Origin of the sequence: Leptospira sp. B5-022 (assembly GCF_000347035.1) — a bacterium.
In the GTDB taxonomy this organism is placed as follows: Bacteria; Spirochaetota; Leptospiria; order Leptospirales; family Leptospiraceae; genus Leptospira_B; species Leptospira_B cinconiae.
This window is the reverse complement of the sequence record NZ_ANIJ01000015.1, coordinates 274,292-292,037: the sequence shown is the minus strand read 5'-3', so window position 1 is coordinate 292,037 and position 17,746 is coordinate 274,292. Positions and strand designations below refer to the sequence as shown.

18 protein-coding genes are annotated in these 17,746 nt (G+C 42.3%); 12 read left to right on the top strand and 6 right to left on the bottom strand.

Features of this window, described 5'->3' with window-relative positions; all coding sequences use genetic code 11:
- Positions 1-3 precede the first annotated feature (3 nt).
- The gene (locus LEP1GSC192_RS07100) at positions 4-942 is read right to left on the bottom strand and encodes a heme A synthase (protein WP_020769357.1); all 939 of its coding nucleotides are present in this window, start codon (positions 940-942) and stop codon (positions 4-6) included.
- A 324-nt stretch (positions 943-1,266) separates the two neighbouring features.
- Between LEP1GSC192_RS07100 and LEP1GSC192_RS19915 the strand changes: the two genes are divergently transcribed.
- The 10 genes from LEP1GSC192_RS19915 to LEP1GSC192_RS07050 all read left to right on the top strand — a co-directional run bounded on the left by LEP1GSC192_RS19915 (position 1,267) and on the right by LEP1GSC192_RS07050 (position 10,646).
- The gene (locus LEP1GSC192_RS19915) at positions 1,267-1,428 is read left to right on the top strand and encodes a hypothetical protein (RefSeq protein ID WP_020769045.1); all 162 of its coding nucleotides are present in this window, start codon (positions 1,267-1,269) and stop codon (positions 1,426-1,428) included.
- 58 nt (positions 1,429-1,486) lie between these two features.
- Positions 1,487-2,296, top strand: coding sequence for an SCO family protein (locus LEP1GSC192_RS07090; RefSeq protein ID WP_367899108.1), 810 nt, complete (start codon positions 1,487-1,489; stop codon positions 2,294-2,296).
- Between the two features lie 26 nt (positions 2,297-2,322).
- A complete protein-coding gene (gene coxB / locus LEP1GSC192_RS07085) occupies positions 2,323-3,348 on the top strand; it encodes a cytochrome c oxidase subunit II (protein WP_198289298.1) in 1,026 nt (341 codons plus the stop codon).
- 11 nt (positions 3,349-3,359) lie between these two features.
- Complete coding sequence (gene ctaD / locus LEP1GSC192_RS07080; protein ID WP_020769330.1) at positions 3,360-4,943, top strand: cytochrome c oxidase subunit I; 1,584 nt, start codon at positions 3,360-3,362, stop codon at positions 4,941-4,943.
- On the top strand, positions 4,930-5,709 hold the full coding sequence (locus LEP1GSC192_RS07075) for a cytochrome c oxidase subunit 3 family protein (protein ID WP_020769383.1): 780 nt from the start codon (positions 4,930-4,932) through the stop codon (positions 5,707-5,709). Before ctaD ends, LEP1GSC192_RS07075 begins: the two co-directional genes overlap by 14 nt.
- Before the next feature lie 158 nt (positions 5,710-5,867).
- Positions 5,868-6,527 carry a hypothetical protein gene (locus LEP1GSC192_RS07070; RefSeq protein WP_020769154.1) on the top strand — a complete coding sequence of 220 codons (660 nt, stop codon included), beginning with the start codon at positions 5,868-5,870 and terminating at the stop codon, positions 6,525-6,527.
- A gap of 112 nt (positions 6,528-6,639) precedes the next feature.
- Positions 6,640-7,203 carry a CarD family transcriptional regulator gene (locus LEP1GSC192_RS07065; protein WP_008593510.1) on the top strand — a complete coding sequence of 188 codons (564 nt, stop codon included), beginning with the start codon at positions 6,640-6,642 and terminating at the stop codon, positions 7,201-7,203.
- A 41-nt stretch (positions 7,204-7,244) separates the two neighbouring features.
- Entirely contained in the window at positions 7,245-8,513 is a 1,269-nt protein-coding gene (locus LEP1GSC192_RS07060) for a PIN/TRAM domain-containing protein (RefSeq protein ID WP_020769422.1), read from the top strand.
- A 125-nt stretch (positions 8,514-8,638) separates the two neighbouring features.
- On the top strand, positions 8,639-10,237 hold the full coding sequence (gene pckA, locus LEP1GSC192_RS07055) for a phosphoenolpyruvate carboxykinase (ATP) (RefSeq protein ID WP_020769306.1): 1,599 nt from the start codon (positions 8,639-8,641) through the stop codon (positions 10,235-10,237).
- Between the two features lie 142 nt (positions 10,238-10,379).
- Entirely contained in the window at positions 10,380-10,646 is a 267-nt protein-coding gene (locus LEP1GSC192_RS07050; RefSeq protein WP_020769229.1) for a hypothetical protein, read from the top strand.
- Between the two features lie 61 nt (positions 10,647-10,707).
- On the opposite strand, the gene LEP1GSC192_RS07045 is transcribed toward LEP1GSC192_RS07050, so the two are convergent.
- From LEP1GSC192_RS07045 to LEP1GSC192_RS07030, 4 genes are all read right to left on the bottom strand, one after another.
- Positions 10,708-11,424, bottom strand: a complete 717-nt coding sequence (locus tag LEP1GSC192_RS07045) for a hypothetical protein (protein WP_020769082.1) — start codon at positions 11,422-11,424, stop codon at positions 10,708-10,710.
- Entirely contained in the window at positions 11,425-13,263 is a 1,839-nt protein-coding gene (locus tag LEP1GSC192_RS07040) for a CHAT domain-containing protein (RefSeq protein WP_020769054.1), read from the bottom strand.
- Positions 13,264-13,337: 74 nt separating this feature from the next.
- A complete protein-coding gene (locus LEP1GSC192_RS07035) occupies positions 13,338-14,078 on the bottom strand; it encodes a hypothetical protein (RefSeq protein WP_020769387.1) in 741 nt (246 codons plus the stop codon).
- 39 nt (positions 14,079-14,117) lie between these two features.
- Positions 14,118-15,023 (bottom strand): sigma-70 family RNA polymerase sigma factor, encoded by a 906-nt coding sequence (locus LEP1GSC192_RS07030; protein ID WP_020769274.1) that lies wholly within the window; start codon positions 15,021-15,023, stop codon positions 14,118-14,120.
- Between the two features lie 34 nt (positions 15,024-15,057).
- Here LEP1GSC192_RS07030 and LEP1GSC192_RS07025 point away from each other — a divergent pair, with 34 nt between their 5' ends.
- Positions 15,058-15,966, top strand: a complete 909-nt coding sequence (locus tag LEP1GSC192_RS07025; protein WP_036089241.1) for a M23 family metallopeptidase — start codon at positions 15,058-15,060, stop codon at positions 15,964-15,966.
- Between the two features lie 145 nt (positions 15,967-16,111).
- The gene (locus LEP1GSC192_RS07020) at positions 16,112-17,176 is read left to right on the top strand and encodes a histidine kinase dimerization/phosphoacceptor domain -containing protein (RefSeq protein ID WP_020769144.1); all 1,065 of its coding nucleotides are present in this window, start codon (positions 16,112-16,114) and stop codon (positions 17,174-17,176) included.
- A 3-nt stretch (positions 17,177-17,179) separates the two neighbouring features.
- Here the strand turns inward: LEP1GSC192_RS07020 and LEP1GSC192_RS07015 are convergent, their stop codons facing one another.
- Positions 17,180-17,722, bottom strand: a complete 543-nt coding sequence (locus tag LEP1GSC192_RS07015; protein WP_020769290.1) for a GNAT family N-acetyltransferase — start codon at positions 17,720-17,722, stop codon at positions 17,180-17,182.
- Positions 17,723-17,746 lie beyond the last annotated feature (24 nt).

Here is a 17,746-nt window from a genome sequence, read left to right as displayed (position 1 = left end):
TATTTAAGAAACCTTACTCTTAGAAAGCTCGGAAGCTCTTTGGACCCAAACCGCATAAACGGATAAGAAAAGAAGAATGGCCACTCCGGTATGTGCAGCAGTCACTAATTTCGGGAGTTTCATATAGACGTTTACAACTCCCAAGCCGATCTGTATGATCAGAAGAACGATCGCCGTTTTCACGTATTTTTTGGTCTCTTCCGAAAATCCCTTGAATATTCCATAAAGGTTTATTAGAAGAACGTAAAATGCTACTAGATATGCACCCAATCGATGTTGCACTTGGATTTGTATTTTAGGTTCTGGAACGGAAGGGATCCATTCTCCGTTACAGGTCGGGAATTCCAAACAAGCAAGACCCGCGTAGTTGGAACTTACTCTTCCTCCCAAAATGATTTGGAAGAATATCAATAAAACTCCGATCAATAGAGGGATCTGGTCCTTTTGCAATAAACTTTCTTTGGTTAGAAATTCATTCGAATTTGGGAATTTTGTAAGATTGCGAGCCTTGAACGTAGCTGTAACGATACAAAGTAAGAACAGAATAGCATTCAATAAGTGAAGATTTACGGTCGCAGGATCCAAGGAAAGAAGAACAGTCAAACCGCCCAAGGTTACTTGAGAAGCAATCAACAAGATCGCTAGTATAAAATAGCCCAGGAAAGGTTTCCTTAATTCGGGAACGATTGCAGTCCAGATCGTGCCGGCGATAAGAACAATTCCTAAAAATCCGGAATAATATCTATGTCCGACTTCCATAAAAATATTAAAATCGAAGTCCGGAAAAATTTTACCGAAACAAAATGGCCAATCGGGGCATGCGAGTCCGGAATCAGTGGCTCGGACAAGCGGACCATACAACAAGTTTAGAAAAATTAAAACCGAATAAATGACGAGAAAGAGAGAAAACTTTCTAAAATGAGAATAAGTAGAGGCGATCATTCTGTTTTTTCGGAGAATCCGAGCTCTCCTTTACCATACTTGAGCGCGACTGATTTGGGGCAAGAGATTTGATATTTGAAAATTGAAAGGTTCCATTTTGATCTGAGACTAATTCTCATGCAATGTACATTCGATGATTCTAAAGAACGAGCGTTCTGCTATCCCGACCTAAGGATAGAAGCTTTTTATGTCGGTTCTAAACGTCTGAAAGGTCTGAAAAGCAAAAACGCTTTCAAAAAAAGGACAGGTCTCCAAAACTGGTTGGTATCTTTCGCTTTTAACAGAAGTGAAACGTTTTTTTTCTGATACTTTAGGAGTCATTCCATGAGCCAAAACGGAGACCATTACAACAAGGCAGGTTTTTGGACATTCGTGGTCGTATTGGCCGCAAACATTCTTTATTTCGTTTATCTTTCTGCGTTCCACAAAGGTGTTAAAGATTATAACGAAGTAGTTCCTTCTAACACTTCGGCAGCAGCGAAGTAAGGAAAGAAGCCGGGATAGAACGTTGTTCTCCTCCAATCATCCGCAGCATTTTTCTAAAATAGCTGCGGCTCTAATACTTTTATTACCATTCCTATCCGTTTTATCCTTCGATACCGAGAGAGAGTTGCCTGCTCATGCGGTCCCACCCGAATTAGAAGGCGTTGGTCTGGAAGAAAAGTTAGGGAATTATATCGATACCAATCTATCTTTCGTGGATGAGCAGGGAAAACAAGTCCGCATTGGCGATTATTTGAAAGAAGGAAAACCTCTTCTTCTTACCTTAGTATATTATAGATGTCCCACACTCTGCAGTCTTTATTTAAACGAGATCTCAACCGCGCTCAAAGAATTGAATTTAGAAGTTGGAAAAGAATTCAATTACGTAGCGGTGAGTTTTGATCCGAAAGAAAAACCGGATCTGGCAAAAGCGAAAAAAGAAGTATATGTGAAAGATTATGGAAGAGGGGACGGTTCCGGCTGGAGTTTTTTAACCGGAAATGATCCAGAAATAAAGGCATTGTCTTCCAGCCTGGGTTTTACATACAAATGGAATCCTTATAATGATCAATGGGTGCATGTTTCCGTAGCCTATGTGATCACCCCTGATGGACAAATTTCCAGGTATTTAAAAGGGATGCCAATGGATGAAAGGACCCTGAGATTATCTCTCGTAGAGGCAGGAAACGGTAAAATCGGCGATTTGACTGACAGTGTTGCCCTTTTTTGCTTCCAATTTGATCCATCCAAAAATAGGTATACATTATACGCATTCAATATCATGCGAATCGGCGGTTTTCTTACCGTCCTCGTTCTTGCAGCGTTCTTATTCCGCTTTTGGAAGAAACAAAACTCGTCTAGTACAGTATAAAAAAAGGAAGGAGTGATTTCGATCCGATGAACTGGTTCTCTTTTATTACGGCGACAAGCTTCATGCCGGTTCCAGCGACTAAAGAATCGGGAGATGTAGATAACCTCTATATCTTCCTTCTTGTTTCGGGCCTTATCTCTTTTATCATTCTCATTGGGGGAATGGTAATATTCATTTTCAAGTATAGAAGAAAAACGGAAGATCAGAAAAGTGCGTATATCACGCATAATACTCTTGCTGAGTTCCTTTGGTCATTCATACCTTTCGTGATCATGATGATCATCTTTGCTTGGGGATGGAGTGTATTTCATGATCTTCGCAGAGTCGGAGAGAAAGGTGATGTTGAAGTTCACGTGACGGCTCGTCAGTGGGCTTGGACTTTCAAATACGCAAATGATATCGAGATCAATAGCCCCAGCGACAAAAAGTTAGTGGAGAATGATCCGGACTCTACTCTTCTCAAACCTGAGGTCGTAGTGGTTCCGGTCGGTAAGACCATTCGTTTTATTCTTACTTCCGATGACGTTCTTCATAGCTTCTATGTTCCTGCGTTCCGAAACAAAATGGATGCGGTTCCCGGCAGACGGACCACTTTCACTTTTACTCCGATCGAGAAAGGGGACTTCACGGTTTTCTGTACTGAGTATTGCGGAACAAAACACTCGAACATGATGGCTACGATCCGTGTGGTAGATGGAGAGCAATTCGCTCTTTGGCAGTCTGAAAAACTCGCCGGAATGGCTGGCGCTAGTAACAAAGGACCCGCGGAAAGAGGAGAAGCTCTTTTCAAAGGAAGCCTTGGATGTAGCGGATGTCACTCGATCGACGGATCCAGGATTGTTGGACCGACTTTCAAAGGTCTTTACGGTACTAAGAGAGACTTCGCAGACGGATCTTCCGTTGTTGCGGACGATGCTTATATCAAACAATCCATCCTTGTTCCGACTGCGAAAATCGTCGCTGGATTTCCTCCTGCAATGTCTTCTTTCCAAGGAAGGATCAAAGAGGACGAGATCAAGGACATCATCGAATTCATTAAGACGCTTAAATAGGATTACGGACAATGGCCCACGAGCAACATAATTACCTGAATCACCAGAAGGGGATTTGGTCCTGGCTTACGACCTTAGATCATAAGCGTATCGGGATCATGTATTTTATCGCGATCATGAGCTTCTTCTTTTTAGGAGGAGTTTTCGCTCTATTAGTTCGCGCAGAATTATTCACACCCGGAAAAACCCTTTTTTCCGCAGACGTTTACAATAGAATGATGACCTACCATGGAGCCATTATGGTGTTCATGGTAATCGTTCCAGGGATTCCTGCAATTTTCGGAAACTTCGTTCTTCCGATCATGATCGGAGCAAAAGACGTAGCTTTCCCAAGATTGAACTTGATGAGCTGGTATATGCTGATGATCGGTGCTGCGATCACCGGTTCCACTCTCTTCTTAGAAAACGTAGATACCGGTTGGACATTCTACACTCCGTATTCTTCCATTAAAACCGGAATGGGAGTGATCCCGATGGTTCTTGGAGTATTTATTATCGGATTCTCTTCAATCCTTACGGGTCTGAACTTCATTGTAACCACTCATAAGCTGAGAGCGCCTGGAATGACCATGAACAGAATTCCTCTCATGGTTTGGGCCCTTTACTCTACAGCGATCCTGCAAGTATTGGCAACTCCGGTTCTTGCGATCACTCTACTTCTGCTGATTGCGGAAAAAACTCTTGGAGTAGGGATTTTTGATCCTCAGTTGGGAGGAGATCCGGTGCTATTCCAGCACTTCTTCTGGTTCTATTCTCACCCTGCGGTTTATATCATGATCCTTCCTGCGATGGGAGTGATCTCCGAGTTGGTAGCAACTTATTCACGTAAGATCATCTTCGGATATACTGCAATCGCTTACTCTTCCTTAGCGATCGCCGGGGTTTCCTTCTTAGTTTGGGGACACCATATGTTCGTTTCCGGACAATCCGAGTTTGCCGGGGTTCTATTCTCCTTCATCACGATGTTAGTAGGAGTTCCTACAGCGATCAAATTGTTCAACTGGATCGCAACCATGTATAAAGGAAGTATTCGTTTGGATGCTCCGATGTTGTTCGCGATCGGGTTCATGTTCTTATTCACCATCGGTGGATTGACCGGAGTGTATCTGGCTTCTACCGGTATGGACGTTCACTTCCATGATACTTACTTCGTGGTAGCGCACTTCCACTATGTGATGGTTGGTGGAACTCTGATGGCTCTTATGGGAGCATTGATCTACTGGTTCCCTAAAGTGACCGGAAAAATTTATAGCGACTTACTCGGAAGAATTTCCTGGGTCTTTATTTTCTCCGGATTTAACGTAACCTTCTTCCCTCAATTCATTTTAGGAAATATGGGAATGCCTCGTAGATACTACGATTATCTTCCTACATTCACCGAGTTGAACCAAATGTCCACTTTTGGATCTTGGTTGATCGGAACAGGATTCTTGGTCGGACTTTTCGGAGTGTTTCATGCACTTATGAAAGGAAAAGAAGCAGGAAACAATCCTTTCGGAGGAAAAACTTTGGAATGGACCATTCCTTCTCCTCCTCCACACGAAAACTTTGACAAGACCCCAGTACTAACCGGAGGGCCATATGAGTACCGCTAATCACACAGGTGGTTTTCATCACGCACATCATTTCGACAGCGCAGAACATCAATACGAGTCTTCTAAACAAGGGATCTGGTTATTCCTTGTTACGGAAATCCTAATGTTCGGTGGATTATTCGTAGGATATTCCATCTACCATTCTTTGTATCCTCAGGTTTTCCATGCGGGAAGTAAGCAACTTTCCGTTGTGTTAGGTGCGGTGAACACAGTAGTTCTTCTATTCAGCTCCTTCACTATGGCGCTCGGGATCAACTATGTGCAAAGAGGGCTGAAAAATAAGGCGATCATCGCTCTTGCGGTGACAATCGCTTGTGCGGCGATCTTCATGGTCGTAAAATTTTTCGAGTACACTCACAAGTTCCACGTAGGCACAGTTCCCGGTAAATACGCTTACACCGAAGAATTAAACGCTTCCGGTGAGAAGGTAACTAAAGTAGGTGCATTACTTGCAGAAGCTAACAAACTTAGCGTTGCAGAAAGAGAGCACAAACTTCATCTGGACGAAACTGAATACGAACATCTTACCCTTTTAGAAAGAACCAAAAATTGGCCTTTGTTCTTCGGATTCTATTTCGTAATGTCCGGGATCCACGGTTTGCACGTTCTTGCAGGTGCATTTCTTATCTTCTGGGTACTTTTGAAAGTGATCAAAAACCAAGTCGGTCCTGAATACTACACTCCTGTCGAAGGAGTCGGGCTTTTCTGGCACGTGGTCGACTTGATCTGGATTTACCTCTTCCCTCTTCTTTATTTAGTGGGATAAGTTAGAATCAAAAACTGCGATTGAAAGATCGTTGCGAAAAGCCGGGGTTTTTTCTCCGGCTTTTTTATTTTTCTCCACAAGACCCGGCTCAAAAAAACTGCAAAGAAACGGCGAATCCTGCCGATATTTGAAAAGAGACTAGTTTTCCCGGACACAATATGCAAAATATAGATTATTCCAGAAGACTGAGACAATCCGGAACCAGAGGACCGGCTCCGCGTCAGGGTGAATCTTTCCCAACCGTGCAAACCATCCAGCATGTGAGAGGGGGAAATTCTCCCATCCGCTCTTTTCCGAGCTCAAGATCCATCTTTCTGGTTTTAGTAGGGGCTATTTCTCTTTTTACGGGTGGGGTAGTGGTCGGTCTCAGATTGGATCAGAAAGAGCAAGCCTTTGCTCAAAACGAAACTCAGTCTTTTTATAATACAGGGAAAAACGTAAGAACCGAGCAATCGGTGGAAGAGAGAGAAAATTCTTCCTCCGAAAACACGAATTCTAACGCAAGCGAACGATCTGCTGAAACTTCCTCTTCCTCCACTTCTAATCGGAATCCAGGACTCAAATATCCCGCTAGATCGGATAAGGAAAATTATTTCCTATCTATCCCGACCGAAGATTCGATAGAAGCGATGGAAATTGGAAAAAAATTGCTAAGAGCAAGACCTGAGTTCCAAGGAAGATTTTTCAGATCCAAAGACGGAGAATTATTCCTAGGATATTTTTACGGAAAAGAAGAAGCCACCAAGGCTCTGGAATCCATTCGTCCTCTGAACGATCCGATTTTTCACAAAACTTCCATTCACAAACTTCAATTTTGATCCGAATTTTCGGATAAAGTTCAGTCTTGAGCGTTTACTCATTTTTTCCTTGACTTTGCCTCAAAATTTGCTATATTTTTGAGCAGAGTTTTAACGGAAGTCTTAATACTAATTGGCTGGCAAAAAGAAACAATCTGGCTACGATCATGGCGTAGGCGACTACGTCGTATATCCGATCCACGGGGTAGGTGAAATCACCGAAATCGCTAAAAAGGTTATCCTGGGAAAGAAAAAAGAGTGCTACGTAATGGAAATCCAGGGTAGCAAGATGAAGGTGATGATCCCGGTCGATAAAGCAAAGCAGGTCGGAATTCGACCCATTATCGACAAGAAGGATATTAAAAAAGTCATCAATCTACTCAAGAAAGACGAGGTCGATACTGAGGAGGACTGGAAGATCAGGTACCAAAACAACCTGAACAAAATAAAGTCCGGATCGATCTTCGAAGTGGCGGATGTGTGCAGGAATTTATTCCGCAGGGCAAACGGTAAAGAACTGTCCATCATGGAACGTAAATTGTACGAAAGCGCGTACAATCTAGTTAAGATGGAAGTCGCCCTAAGCAAAGGAGTTTCCCAAGAAGAAGCAGGGAATCTCGTGTCAGATGTTCTAGCTAGTACATTCGCTCCGGGAGAAAGAGTTCCCGTGGCAGCAGTCGACATAGACGAAGAATAATTTCCGATAAAACTCGAATCTATTATCAAAGGATTTGAGTTATGGCGTATTTTTATAAAGGTCTAACGGCCGTCCTACTCTCCTTAGTGTCGTTCTTTGTGACGCAAAAACAAACCCAAGAGTTTGTATTCTCAGGCTCCAGTGCGGGGCTTGTACTCGTAATTTCTCTCGTACTTTTGTTCGGTGAAACTAAACTATTTCCAAAACTTCGCGGAGACGTTATTTTTTGTGTAGGAGTGGGTGCTCTTTTGGGCTTCGCACTCGCTTGGTTTATTGGAACGATTATTCGTTTTGAGGAATTGAATCTTGCATTGTATCTGATCCTAGGTCTTTTCGGAGCTAGAGCAGGTAAGTCATTCGCTAAAGAACCCGGCCTTTCCATATTCGGCGGAGGCGGGGGTGGACCTACTTCTCTAGTAGATCCATTCGGCGTGGCTTCCATCGGCAAAGACGAAGTACGGGACAAAATTTTGGATACTTCTGTCGTGATCGACGGAAGAATATTAGATATTGCTGATACACATTTTATCGATGGTCCTCTCATTCTGCCTAACTTCGTGTTAAGAGAGATCCAGCTTATCAGCGATTCTTCCGATCCGATCAAAAGAGCCAGAGGACGTCGCGGTTTGGAGATGTTGAACAAACTCCAAAGAAAAGGTTCCATCGAAGTTAAGATCACATACAAAGATTATTCGGACACTAGAGAAGTGGACGCTAAGTTGATCAAACTTGCTAGAGACACCGGGGGAAAGATTGTGACCAACGACTTTAACCTGAACAAAGTCGCGGAACTCCAAGGAGTAAAAGTCCTGAACTTGAACACTTTGGCAAACGCATTAAAACCTGTCGTTCTTCCTGGAGAAGAATTGGCTATCCAAGTCATCAAAGAAGGAAAAGACGAAAACCAAGGTATCGGCTATCTAGAAGACGGAACAATGGTAGTGATCGAGAACGGCGGACACCTAGTCGGCAAAGAAGTGAAGGTTACTGTCACTTCTATCATCCAGACTGCTGCCGGAAAAATGATCTTCACCAAGGCTAACGGAAACGGTGGTGGCGGTAGCTTCGATAAAGGCGAGAGAGCTCCCGAAAAAGAAAATCGCGGTAAAGGCGATCGTGGCGGAGAAGATCGTGGAAACAGATACGATCGTGGGGACCGAGGAAACGAGGAAAGAGGGAATCGTAAAGATTACCAAAACAAAAACCAGAACCGCGGTAATTACCAAGAAAGAGGCGATCGCAACGAGAGTAGAGGTGAAGATTTCGGGAATCGTAAAGATTTCCAAGATCAGCAGCAACAACAGCAATAAGCGGTCGCTAAAGAGACAGAATGCGGGTCGTATTTAGGAATTGCCTCAAAATTCGACCCGGTTCCGAATTGACGGTATCCTGACCCGAAAAAAAATTGAAATACGATCTCAATAAGGAGAGCCAAATGCAGGCCCAGACGCAAGTGAAGGGACTGAAGGAGCTCGGTATAGAGCCCTCCGAAGTCTTCCATAACCTTTCATACGACGAAATTTTCGAACACGAAAAGAATAACGGGGAAACGGTCCTTTCCTCTAACGGAACCATGATGGTGGATACCGGTATTTTTACCGGACGTTCTCCAAAAGATAAGTACTTCGTAGACGAACCTTCTTCTAACAAGAATATCTGGTGGGGTCATATCAACTTTAAAGCCTCCGAAGCGGTTTTCGAAGAGCTTTATCAGAAATGTGTAAATTACCTGAGCGGAAAAAAACTCTATGTATTCGACGGATACGCAGGAGCAAACCCTGAGACCAGGATCGGTCTTCGTGTAGTTTCCGAAAAAGCTTGGCAGCACCATTTCTGTACTAACATGTTCATTCGTCCAACCAAGGAAGAGTTAGCAAATCTTCTTCCTGAATTCACTATCATCAACGCTTGCGGAGTGAAGAACGAAAAATACAAAGAGCATGGCCTGAACTCGGAAGTATTCGTAATCTTCAACCTGGCAAAAAAACTCTGCATTATCGGCGGGACTGAATACGGCGGAGAAATGAAAAAAGGTATCTTCTCCGTAATGAACTATAAGTTACCGTTGCAGGGAATCGTTTCCATGCACTGTTCCGCGAATATAGGGAACAAAGACGGAGACACCGCGCTGTTTTTCGGGCTTTCCGGAACGGGTAAGACTACTCTTTCCACTGACCCGAACCGTAAACTGATCGGAGACGATGAGCACGGCTGGGACGATAACGGAATTTTTAATATCGAAGGCGGTTGTTACGCGAAAGTGATCAACCTAGATCCTAAAACGGAGCCTGAAATTTTCGAAGCGATTAAAAGAGACGCTCTTTTAGAGAACGTGGTTTACGACGAAAAAACGAAAGTTGTAGATTATACTTCCGCCGCTAAAACCGAAAATACCAGAGTTTCCTACCCGATCTACCACATCAAAAACATCCAAGTTCCTTCCAAAGGTGGCCACCCTAAAGTGATCATCTTCTTGACTTACGATGCATTCGGAGTTCTCCCTCCTGTCTCTCGTTTGTCTATCGAACAAGCGATGTATCACTTCCTTTCCGGTTACACTGCGAAAGTTGCAGGAACTGAAAGAGGTGTTAAAGAACCTACCGCTACCTTCTCGGCTTGTTTCGGAGCTGCGTTCATGACACTACACCCAACCGTTTATGCTAAGTTGTTGGGAGAGAAGATGCGTAAACATAACGTTCGCGCATACATGATGAACACAGGACTTGTTGGCGGAGCTTACGGAACAGGTAAGAGGATGAATCTTCCTTCTACCCGTAAAATTATCGACGAGATCATGAACGGAAACATCGACAAGTCTCAGTTTGTAAAACATCCGATCTTCCAAGTAGAATATCCTAAAACCGTAGAAGGTGTGGATAGCGCTATTCTGGATCCTCGTGAGGCTTGGGCTGATAAAGCTGCTTATGACGAGTCTTCTAGAAAGCTTGCCGGCATGTTTATTGAGAACTTCAAAAAATATGTAGAAGGTTCCAAAGACTTCGACTTCACAGCGTTTGGACCTCAGTTAGGCTAAGATCTTTAAGAAGTCGGATTTTGTCCGGAGGAGTAAGTGGGTTTTCCCCTTACTCCTTTTTTATGCCCGCGGTGTTTCGGGAAGTTGTTGACAAACCGTTGTGCGGCGCATAATCATCATAGAATATATAGGGATCAAAAGCATGGAAAAGGAAATCAAAGAAGCACTGAATTTCGCGATCGGAGCGGCAAAAACCCTGAGAGAACAAGCGGACAGTATTCTTTTAAAAGTGGAAAAAGAATTTAAAGAACTCTCCGCAAAAGGTTCTCAAGACCAAAGCGAAGTTGCAAATAATCTTAGAAAATATATCGAAGACGCATTACGTTCCGTGGAAGGACTAGCCGGCCAAGTGAACTCTAAAGTAGAAGAAGCAAAAAAAGAATTCGGTAAGAAAAACTCTAAGGACTGAGAATCTTACTATATTTCGTTTTTAATCTTCCTCACCAATCCAAATCGATTTTCAAAATATATTAAAGCCTGGGATCATCCGATTCCAGGCCCAACCATTTCGCTAATCTTTCCTTATATGGGATCGGAGGCGGGCTTTCCATATCCAGTTCGAAAGAAGTATTCCACAAGGAGATATTTTGTTCGAATTTGATCTTCAGGATCTTTATAATAGTCTCCCTAAAGTTAGTAAACCATTCGGAAGAAGGGATCCCTTTTTCGGTTAGATAACCTTCTATCAGATCTATACTTCTATAATCCGAAGAAAGGGCCGAATAAGAAAAAGAATCATCGGAAAATTCGGAGAATACACTTTCCCATTCATCCGCGAAACTCCTTTCTTTGTTCCTACAATCGTAGGCTTGGCAGATCGATGCTCCATAAAAGGAATAATTCTGGCTACGTGGATCTCCCGTATAAACCGGATGGATCATACAACCGATCCTACTTCTGACCTTGGTCTCAGGAGAATGTCCGTTTACTTCTTCCATAAGCATTCCTAAAAAAGGACAGTTGTAGGTGAGAGGATCTTTCTTAACAAAATTTTTTTCCGCTTCTTCTCTTATCTTTCTGAATTCCGCCATCGTATAAGGTTTGGAGAAGTCCACTGATCCTTTGAAAATCTCGGTCCTTTCTTTTAGGAGAGTCCTGAATTGGTCGGGTTTTAATTCTAGATTGAATAATCCGCAGCAGGCCCCGCAGGAAAAAGGAACGTCTGCGGAGGGTTGGCAAAGACCCACTTATAAACCGCCGTGAGGCAGATTCCCGGGTTTAGAAGGAAGAAATCCTAAGAACGCGAGTTCTAATTCTTTCGTCGCTGGATTTTCTACAATATTACAGTTCAGAGGGAAGATCTGCAGTCTATCTTCATGGAAAACGATTACCTTTCCTCTATACTTTTCGATCTGTTCTCCTATAAAATCCTGTTTGATCATTGGAGCAGCGACTAAGGAAGATTCGGGCTTTATACCGCGGAAGAATAGATGATTGTTCGAGTTAGTAGAAACTAAGAAGATGCTGATCCTTTCCAATTCTTCCAACTCCGTTAGAAGGTTTTCAAAATAATACTGGAATGTGATCAGATATCCGTCCGCTGACTCGGGTTGGATCTGTCCTTTGGAATACAGATCGATCCATTGGATCATCTTCGAGATCGTATCCTTGTTTGCAAAAAGTATTTCAGGAAGGTCCGTAACGACAGGAGTGATCTCCAGTTTTCTGAAATCATGAAGGCATTGGAACATCAGTTCCCACCATCTCTCCGTATTATACGCGTCGTCCGGATTGTTCGGGATATATTTTCCTAAAGAGTGATTCTGGTGGTCGCTGAAAAGGATCCCTCCGATCACCTTGGAAAATTCCTCGAAAGCGAAGATCAAATGTTCCATTAACTGATAGGAAGTGAGTGATTCTTCTTTTTGTTTTTCAGTGAATTTGTAATAAGACGCCGCGATCGGGTTCGGATAAAATTTGAATATTAAAGAAGGATTAATGATCTTATGGACAGGTTTTCCTTTTGTAGGATCGGAGACAACTCTGATGATCGGTTGTCCATGAAGACTGTAGTTAGTCCAAGTCAGATCGCTCGGATCGTAGTTCCTTCTGGCATGTTCCTTTGCTAAATACAAGGACTCGCCTATACTTTTATCCGCGAATAAATTCGTATAAAATTGGATCGTGAAGTCGATCGTATTCTGATTATCCGCGATTTCCCAGTTGGTCCCGATAAAACTTTTGATCCCGGACATCAAAAAGGAGCCCGCAAAATTATTCATCAGATCTGCGTTCAGATTTCTAGTGGTGCTTTTGTTGGATTGGCAAGAGTTTGAAAATACCATATCGGTATTAAATCCCGAGTTTTTAATCTCTCTTGCTTTTAGGATCTTTCCCTCGGAGATCAGCCATCCGTTTTCCAATGGATCATCGGAAAAATACAAATGTCCTGAATAATGGATGATATTCTTTCCTTTTATGAGAGAAAGAAGTTTTAATTTAGTAACTTGTCGTCCGCCTATAAATTCAATCTCTAATCTGGAGCTAGGCACCTTCTCACTTAGAACGCGGAAAATCTGCTCTCCTTCTTTTTGGGCCCATTCTAGATCCTCAGTCGGATCGGCGATTATGAGCATTCGGAGCTTCTCCTTTTCTTTGAAGGCACCGCCGGAGGATTCTCCTCGTACCGTTTTTCCTATATAGAATTTATCGGAAAGAAAACAGGTACCGTCATGTAGGAGTTCCCACGGGATCACTCCTAATTTAGGGTCTATATTAAAGTGAAGGTATTTTTCCGTAGTAAGTCTGAGTTTTTCTTGGATAGCTGCAGGAAAGAACTGATCGTAAAAAGTCTCTCCCAGGATCTTTAGATCATGAAGAATGTCTGTTTCTAATGTCGGAGTTTGTGCCGATTTTTGGTGGATCGCGACGGAGACTCGGACTAAGTTTTCAATTTCCTTAATATATTCTAGGATTAGATCTTCGTCCATCGTGGACTGAAGATGCGATTCGGATCCGCTGCCGGAACTATCTAGAATATTGAATACGTTTACGGCACCGACTCTGTCTATGATTAGGTTCAGCATTGGATCTAAAAACTGCGCCTAAAAAGTTCCCTTGCCGTGACATAAGCGCAGGAAGGAAACTGATTACAACGCTCTTAATCCAAAAGGATAAAGAGATCTATGGATTTAGACAAGTCTTTTCCCTGAAACTCCACTGTGTACTTTCCTTCTCTCAGTCCGGAGAAATTAGTGATCCCTTCGGAATTGAATTGGTTGGAAAGTATGAATCTTCCGTCCTTAGAAAGATTTACTCTTTGGAAATCTTCCGGTCTTGGACATTCGATTTTGACACTTAAGTAAGCGGTTTCGTCGGTTTCTTGTACGACTTGGTAAGTGAACTTGCAGTCCTTATCCATTTTTTCTTCAAAAACGATGAACTCGGAAGAAGACGGCGATTTTGCTACTGCGGAACGCATAGCAGGCGCATAATCTACACGAGTGTTGATTTGAAGAGTTTCAATCAGGCTTCCGAAAAGTTGTGCTCCGGATTTTCCTAATTTAACTACGATGGACTCTTTTCCTTGTGCCTTACGGGCTAATTCCATTTCCACATATCTTTTCAGATATTCAGGAAACGGTTTCGCTTGCCATCCTTCGTTTAGTTCGGCCTTATTCAGATCCAGATCCTCCTGGAAGGATTGGAAAGAATGTTTACGTGAAGCTGAATCGAAGTAGGACTCACCGGCAGCCTTTAGGCTAGCCTGGAGCGCTTCTTCCATTCTAATAAGTTCGTTTTGTAATTCGGCGTCTTTTTCTAGTTTAGTCAGTATTTCTGGTTTCCCTTCGAATAGTGACTGGATGATTTCTGACACCGGGTTTTCGTGGTTGGATTCCATTTGAGTAAGATTCTCCAATAGGTTTTATGACGATTCTTTCTACTCGGACAATTCGGAAAATTTGAGTTTTTTTTGTATTTTTTCGATCAATCTGAGTAATGTAACGCTCACATTTCCCTCGGTTATCCCTAAAAGGTCTGCAACCTCTCTGTACGGGGTTCTTGCAAGGAAATGGCCTTTTTTGCGCTTTTCTAAGAGTTTTTTCCGTTGTTCGTATTTCTTCTTTAGAGCTTGGGAAGTTTTATCTATTTCTTGAGGAAGTAAAGGGGCTTTTTTAACAGTTGCCGTCTGCTTTTCTTTCAATTCCAGAATATTTAAATATAGAGACGTAATCTTATCTTCCATACGGATATTCTCTTCTTCCCGCTTGGAAAGTTCGGAGCGAAGACCTAAAATTTTCTTTTTTAAATCCTCTACACTTAGATTCGTTTTTTCGACTAGGAATTGGATCTCCCCTTCGTCGAGGTTAAGATAATATATATATGAAAGTTTGAAAATTACCCTCTTCTCAACTCCAATATCCCCTAAAACTTGGTGGAAATGTTTGGTAAGCTCCTGGGCTTCTTCCACTAAATCCGGACGAAGATCCGGTTCGTCTTCGATAGTGGCGTATTCTTTTCCTTCTTTATTGACCTTTCCAAGGTTGGTCATCTTTAGCTCTCTCTTGGTTCTTTGCCAATCGATGAGCATATTACGTAGAACGGAATAAAACCATGTTCTAAAACTTGATTTACCTTTGAAGCTGGAAAATCTAGCTCCGGTTTTCAATCTTTCGAACGCGTATAAGAAGAAGTCTCCGGCATCATCTTCACTGAGGTGGAAAATCTTCATCGGAAAATTGTAAATATCTTCGGAATAGGACTCGAAGAATAACTTGAGAGCGGCCTCGTCTCCTTCCCCGCATCGGGTAACTAGGTCGAGGGTTTTATCCTTTGACAAATTCATTCTTTATTTAACCTTGCACCTGAGAGCCAACGATATGAGACGTAGTTTATCCCTCGGAATTATCTTGGCCGCGTTCCATCTAAGCACCTTTGCGCAAAACGATAAAGTAATAAATTTTCTTTTCCCGGTGAAAACCGACGGAATCGAGAATAAGGTTACCTCTGTGTTCGGAGAATCCAGGGGGGACCATTTTCATAACGGAATGGACATCGCTTCAACGGGAGAGCCGGTTTTGGCGATGGCGGAGGGCAAGATCCTCTATTCACGGTTTGGTGAAGACGATCCTTTTGGGGAAGAATTCGGGACGGGTAACTCAGTTTGGCTGGATCACGGAAATGGGACGTATTCCTCTTATTACCATTTGAAGGATGGTCGTTTTCCGGGACTTTTAGAAGAACGTCTAGTCGCCGGGGGAGAAAAGATCGCCTATACAGGGAACACGGGTCACTCTAGCGGCGCCCACTTACATTTCGTTTTACTAAAAGACTTCGGAAAGACTATCCAAGATCCTATGAAGGTTTTGCCTATCGTGGACGACGAAAGCCCACCAGTGATAGGAAATTTACTCATCCATCAGGATGAATACAAATACAGCCAGGTAAATGACGGAGATAATATCAATATTTCCAAGGCTTTTCCTGTGACTGTAGGGATCCAAGATGCAGGTAAAAAACCGGGTCAGAGAAGGGGCGTTTCTCAGATCCAGATCTCCCTGAATGGGCAATTATTAAAGAAGGCAAGTTTCTCCAATTTACATTATGAAAAAGGAGAATGGAAAAATTCGGAAGGTTTTCCATTTTCAGAACTTTATTTTAAGGATCAATATCTGGTTGGTCATTTGGATTTTCGAAATGGAGAGAATGTGATCAAGGTCCTCGCATGGGACTTTCGTCAAAATCTTACCGAAAAAACGTTCACTTTCTACGTAAGCCGAATCCGTTAGTATATCTTTAACGGTTAATCGAATTATAAAAATTAGATTATTCTTTATTTCCGAATTCCAACTTAAATTGCTTTGTTGCGGATAAAAAGTCTGCTCCGTCCAATAGGCTATTCTATCCGGTCCTTTCGGAAGATTAGGTGTCTTTATGTTTGAAATCGTGGATATTCCGGGGTTACCTCGGAAAAAATATCTTTTAGGGATCGCGATAGTCGTCGGTTTAATGTCCGCCGGTATTTTAGGTTTCGAGTTTTTAACTGGCAATCATACATTCCGTCCGGGATATACGGTCACTGGGATCAGTTCAATACTTTGTTGTTTTTTATTGTATAAGTCCCGATACAAAGAAGCGGTTTATCTCTCTTCCTTTATGTTTGCTTTGGCCTTGGGACTAGGCGTTGTTTTTGGTCCTGGAGTTAAGAATGCCGCGGTCTGGTTTCCTGTTTTAGTCTTTTTCCAACTTTATTTTTTCAATCGGAAGACGGCGATAATAGCCATGTTCTATTGTTTAGGACTTATTTTTTGGAAGACGGGTGTCTCTATCGGATCTAACGGCAGTGAAATTTATACGGACTCCATTGCATCCCTTTGCGTTCTTACCTTATTTGCGATTCTGATAGGTGCAAATCTGAACAAGTTGATCTCGGATAAAGATATTCTTTTGAGAGAACTGTCTCATAGGGTCAGAAATAATATGCAAGTGATATTGGAGATGGTTTCCTTTCTCAAAGATTCTGAAGATTCGATGGAAACGAGAAACGTTTTACAGATTTTAGAGAGAAGAATACTGGCCCTCGCGTCCGTTCATACAGTTTCACTAGATGCCGAACATATCCAGAGTGTTTCAATCGGGGATGTGATCGAAAATTATTTGAATCGTATCGTTTCTAAATACAAAGCACTTCCTAACTTGGATCCTGTCGCGAAACATTATCAGTTAGATGTGAAAGAAGCGAACCTTCTGCTTTTAGTTTTGGGAGAGATCGTATCGGCAACTTCCGAATCCGTTACGAATCATGTAGAAGATCTGAAGATCAGTTTTCGAAATCCTTCGATTAGAACATTAGAATTACAAGTTGAAGGGGCAAGTTTGGTGGAAGGGGATTGGAGCCGTTTTTCTAGGGATCTATTAAGTCATTCTGGCGGAGATCTAAAAGTGGATCCGAGCGGGATTGGAAAAGTTTCGGCTAGTTTAGTGACTCTGAAAAGGTAATGTTTAAATTCTATTTTTCCAATCTTCCGAACTGATCCTGTATAGAACATGGGTCCTAAGTGAAGAACCTTTCTGAACTCTGGGATGCTCGAATTCTCCAGAATAACATAATCCTATACTATTCATCACTCCTCTGGAAGGATGATTGATCCTAGAAGTAAAAGAAACGATCTCTTTTGAAAGGGAATTTTCAAATCCGAATTTTAAAGCTGCTGTCGCTGCTTCTTTTGCGTATCCTTTTCCCCAAAAATTTTGATCCAATCTCCAACCGATCTCCAATGCTGGCGTGAAGAAGGAATTAAAATTCGTATACATTAAGCCGGTGAATCCGAAAAATATCCCGGATAACTTTTCTTCTAAGGCAAACAATCCGAAACCGAATTTTTCCCAATGTCGGTTTATCCTAAGGGTAAGTTTTTCAGTTTCGGATTTGTCGAGTAGTTTTGGAAAAAATTTCATCACGCTCGGATGGGAATTCATTCTGGAAAAAGGTTCCAGATCTTCCTTTCTCCATTTTCTTAATAGTAAGCGGGATGTTTCCAGCATCTGTGATTGAGAATATAAAATTTG

What these genes read in the sequence shown, in the direction of transcription:
- LEP1GSC192_RS07100 (WP_020769357.1), bottom strand. Translation starts at nt 942, where the DNA reads ATGATCGCCTCTACTTATTCTCATTTTAGAAAGTTTTCTCTCTTTCTC.
- LEP1GSC192_RS19915 (WP_020769045.1), top strand. Translation starts at nt 1,267, where the DNA reads ATGAGCCAAAACGGAGACCATTACAACAAGGCAGGTTTTTGGACATTC.
- coxB (WP_198289298.1), top strand. Translation starts at nt 2,323, where the DNA reads ATGAACTGGTTCTCTTTTATTACGGCGACAAGCTTCATGCCGGTTCCA.
- ctaD (WP_020769330.1), top strand. Translation starts at nt 3,360, where the DNA reads ATGGCCCACGAGCAACATAATTACCTGAATCACCAGAAGGGGATTTGG.
- LEP1GSC192_RS07075 (WP_020769383.1), top strand. Translation starts at nt 4,930, where the DNA reads ATGAGTACCGCTAATCACACAGGTGGTTTTCATCACGCACATCATTTC.
- LEP1GSC192_RS07070 (WP_020769154.1), top strand. Translation starts at nt 5,868, where the DNA reads ATGCAAAATATAGATTATTCCAGAAGACTGAGACAATCCGGAACCAGA.
- LEP1GSC192_RS07060 (WP_020769422.1), top strand. Translation starts at nt 7,245, where the DNA reads ATGGCGTATTTTTATAAAGGTCTAACGGCCGTCCTACTCTCCTTAGTG.
- pckA (WP_020769306.1), top strand. Translation starts at nt 8,639, where the DNA reads ATGCAGGCCCAGACGCAAGTGAAGGGACTGAAGGAGCTCGGTATAGAG.
- LEP1GSC192_RS07050 (WP_020769229.1), top strand. Translation starts at nt 10,380, where the DNA reads ATGGAAAAGGAAATCAAAGAAGCACTGAATTTCGCGATCGGAGCGGCA.
- LEP1GSC192_RS07040 (WP_020769054.1), bottom strand. Translation starts at nt 13,263, where the DNA reads ATGCTGAACCTAATCATAGACAGAGTCGGTGCCGTAAACGTATTCAAT.
- LEP1GSC192_RS07035 (WP_020769387.1), bottom strand. Translation starts at nt 14,078, where the DNA reads ATGGAATCCAACCACGAAAACCCGGTGTCAGAAATCATCCAGTCACTA.
- LEP1GSC192_RS07030 (WP_020769274.1), bottom strand. Translation starts at nt 15,023, where the DNA reads ATGAATTTGTCAAAGGATAAAACCCTCGACCTAGTTACCCGATGCGGG.
- LEP1GSC192_RS07025 (WP_036089241.1), top strand. Translation starts at nt 15,058, where the DNA reads ATGAGACGTAGTTTATCCCTCGGAATTATCTTGGCCGCGTTCCATCTA.
- LEP1GSC192_RS07020 (WP_020769144.1), top strand. Translation starts at nt 16,112, where the DNA reads ATGTTTGAAATCGTGGATATTCCGGGGTTACCTCGGAAAAAATATCTT.
- LEP1GSC192_RS07015 (WP_020769290.1), bottom strand. Translation starts at nt 17,722, where the DNA reads ATGCTGGAAACATCCCGCTTACTATTAAGAAAATGGAGAAAGGAAGAT.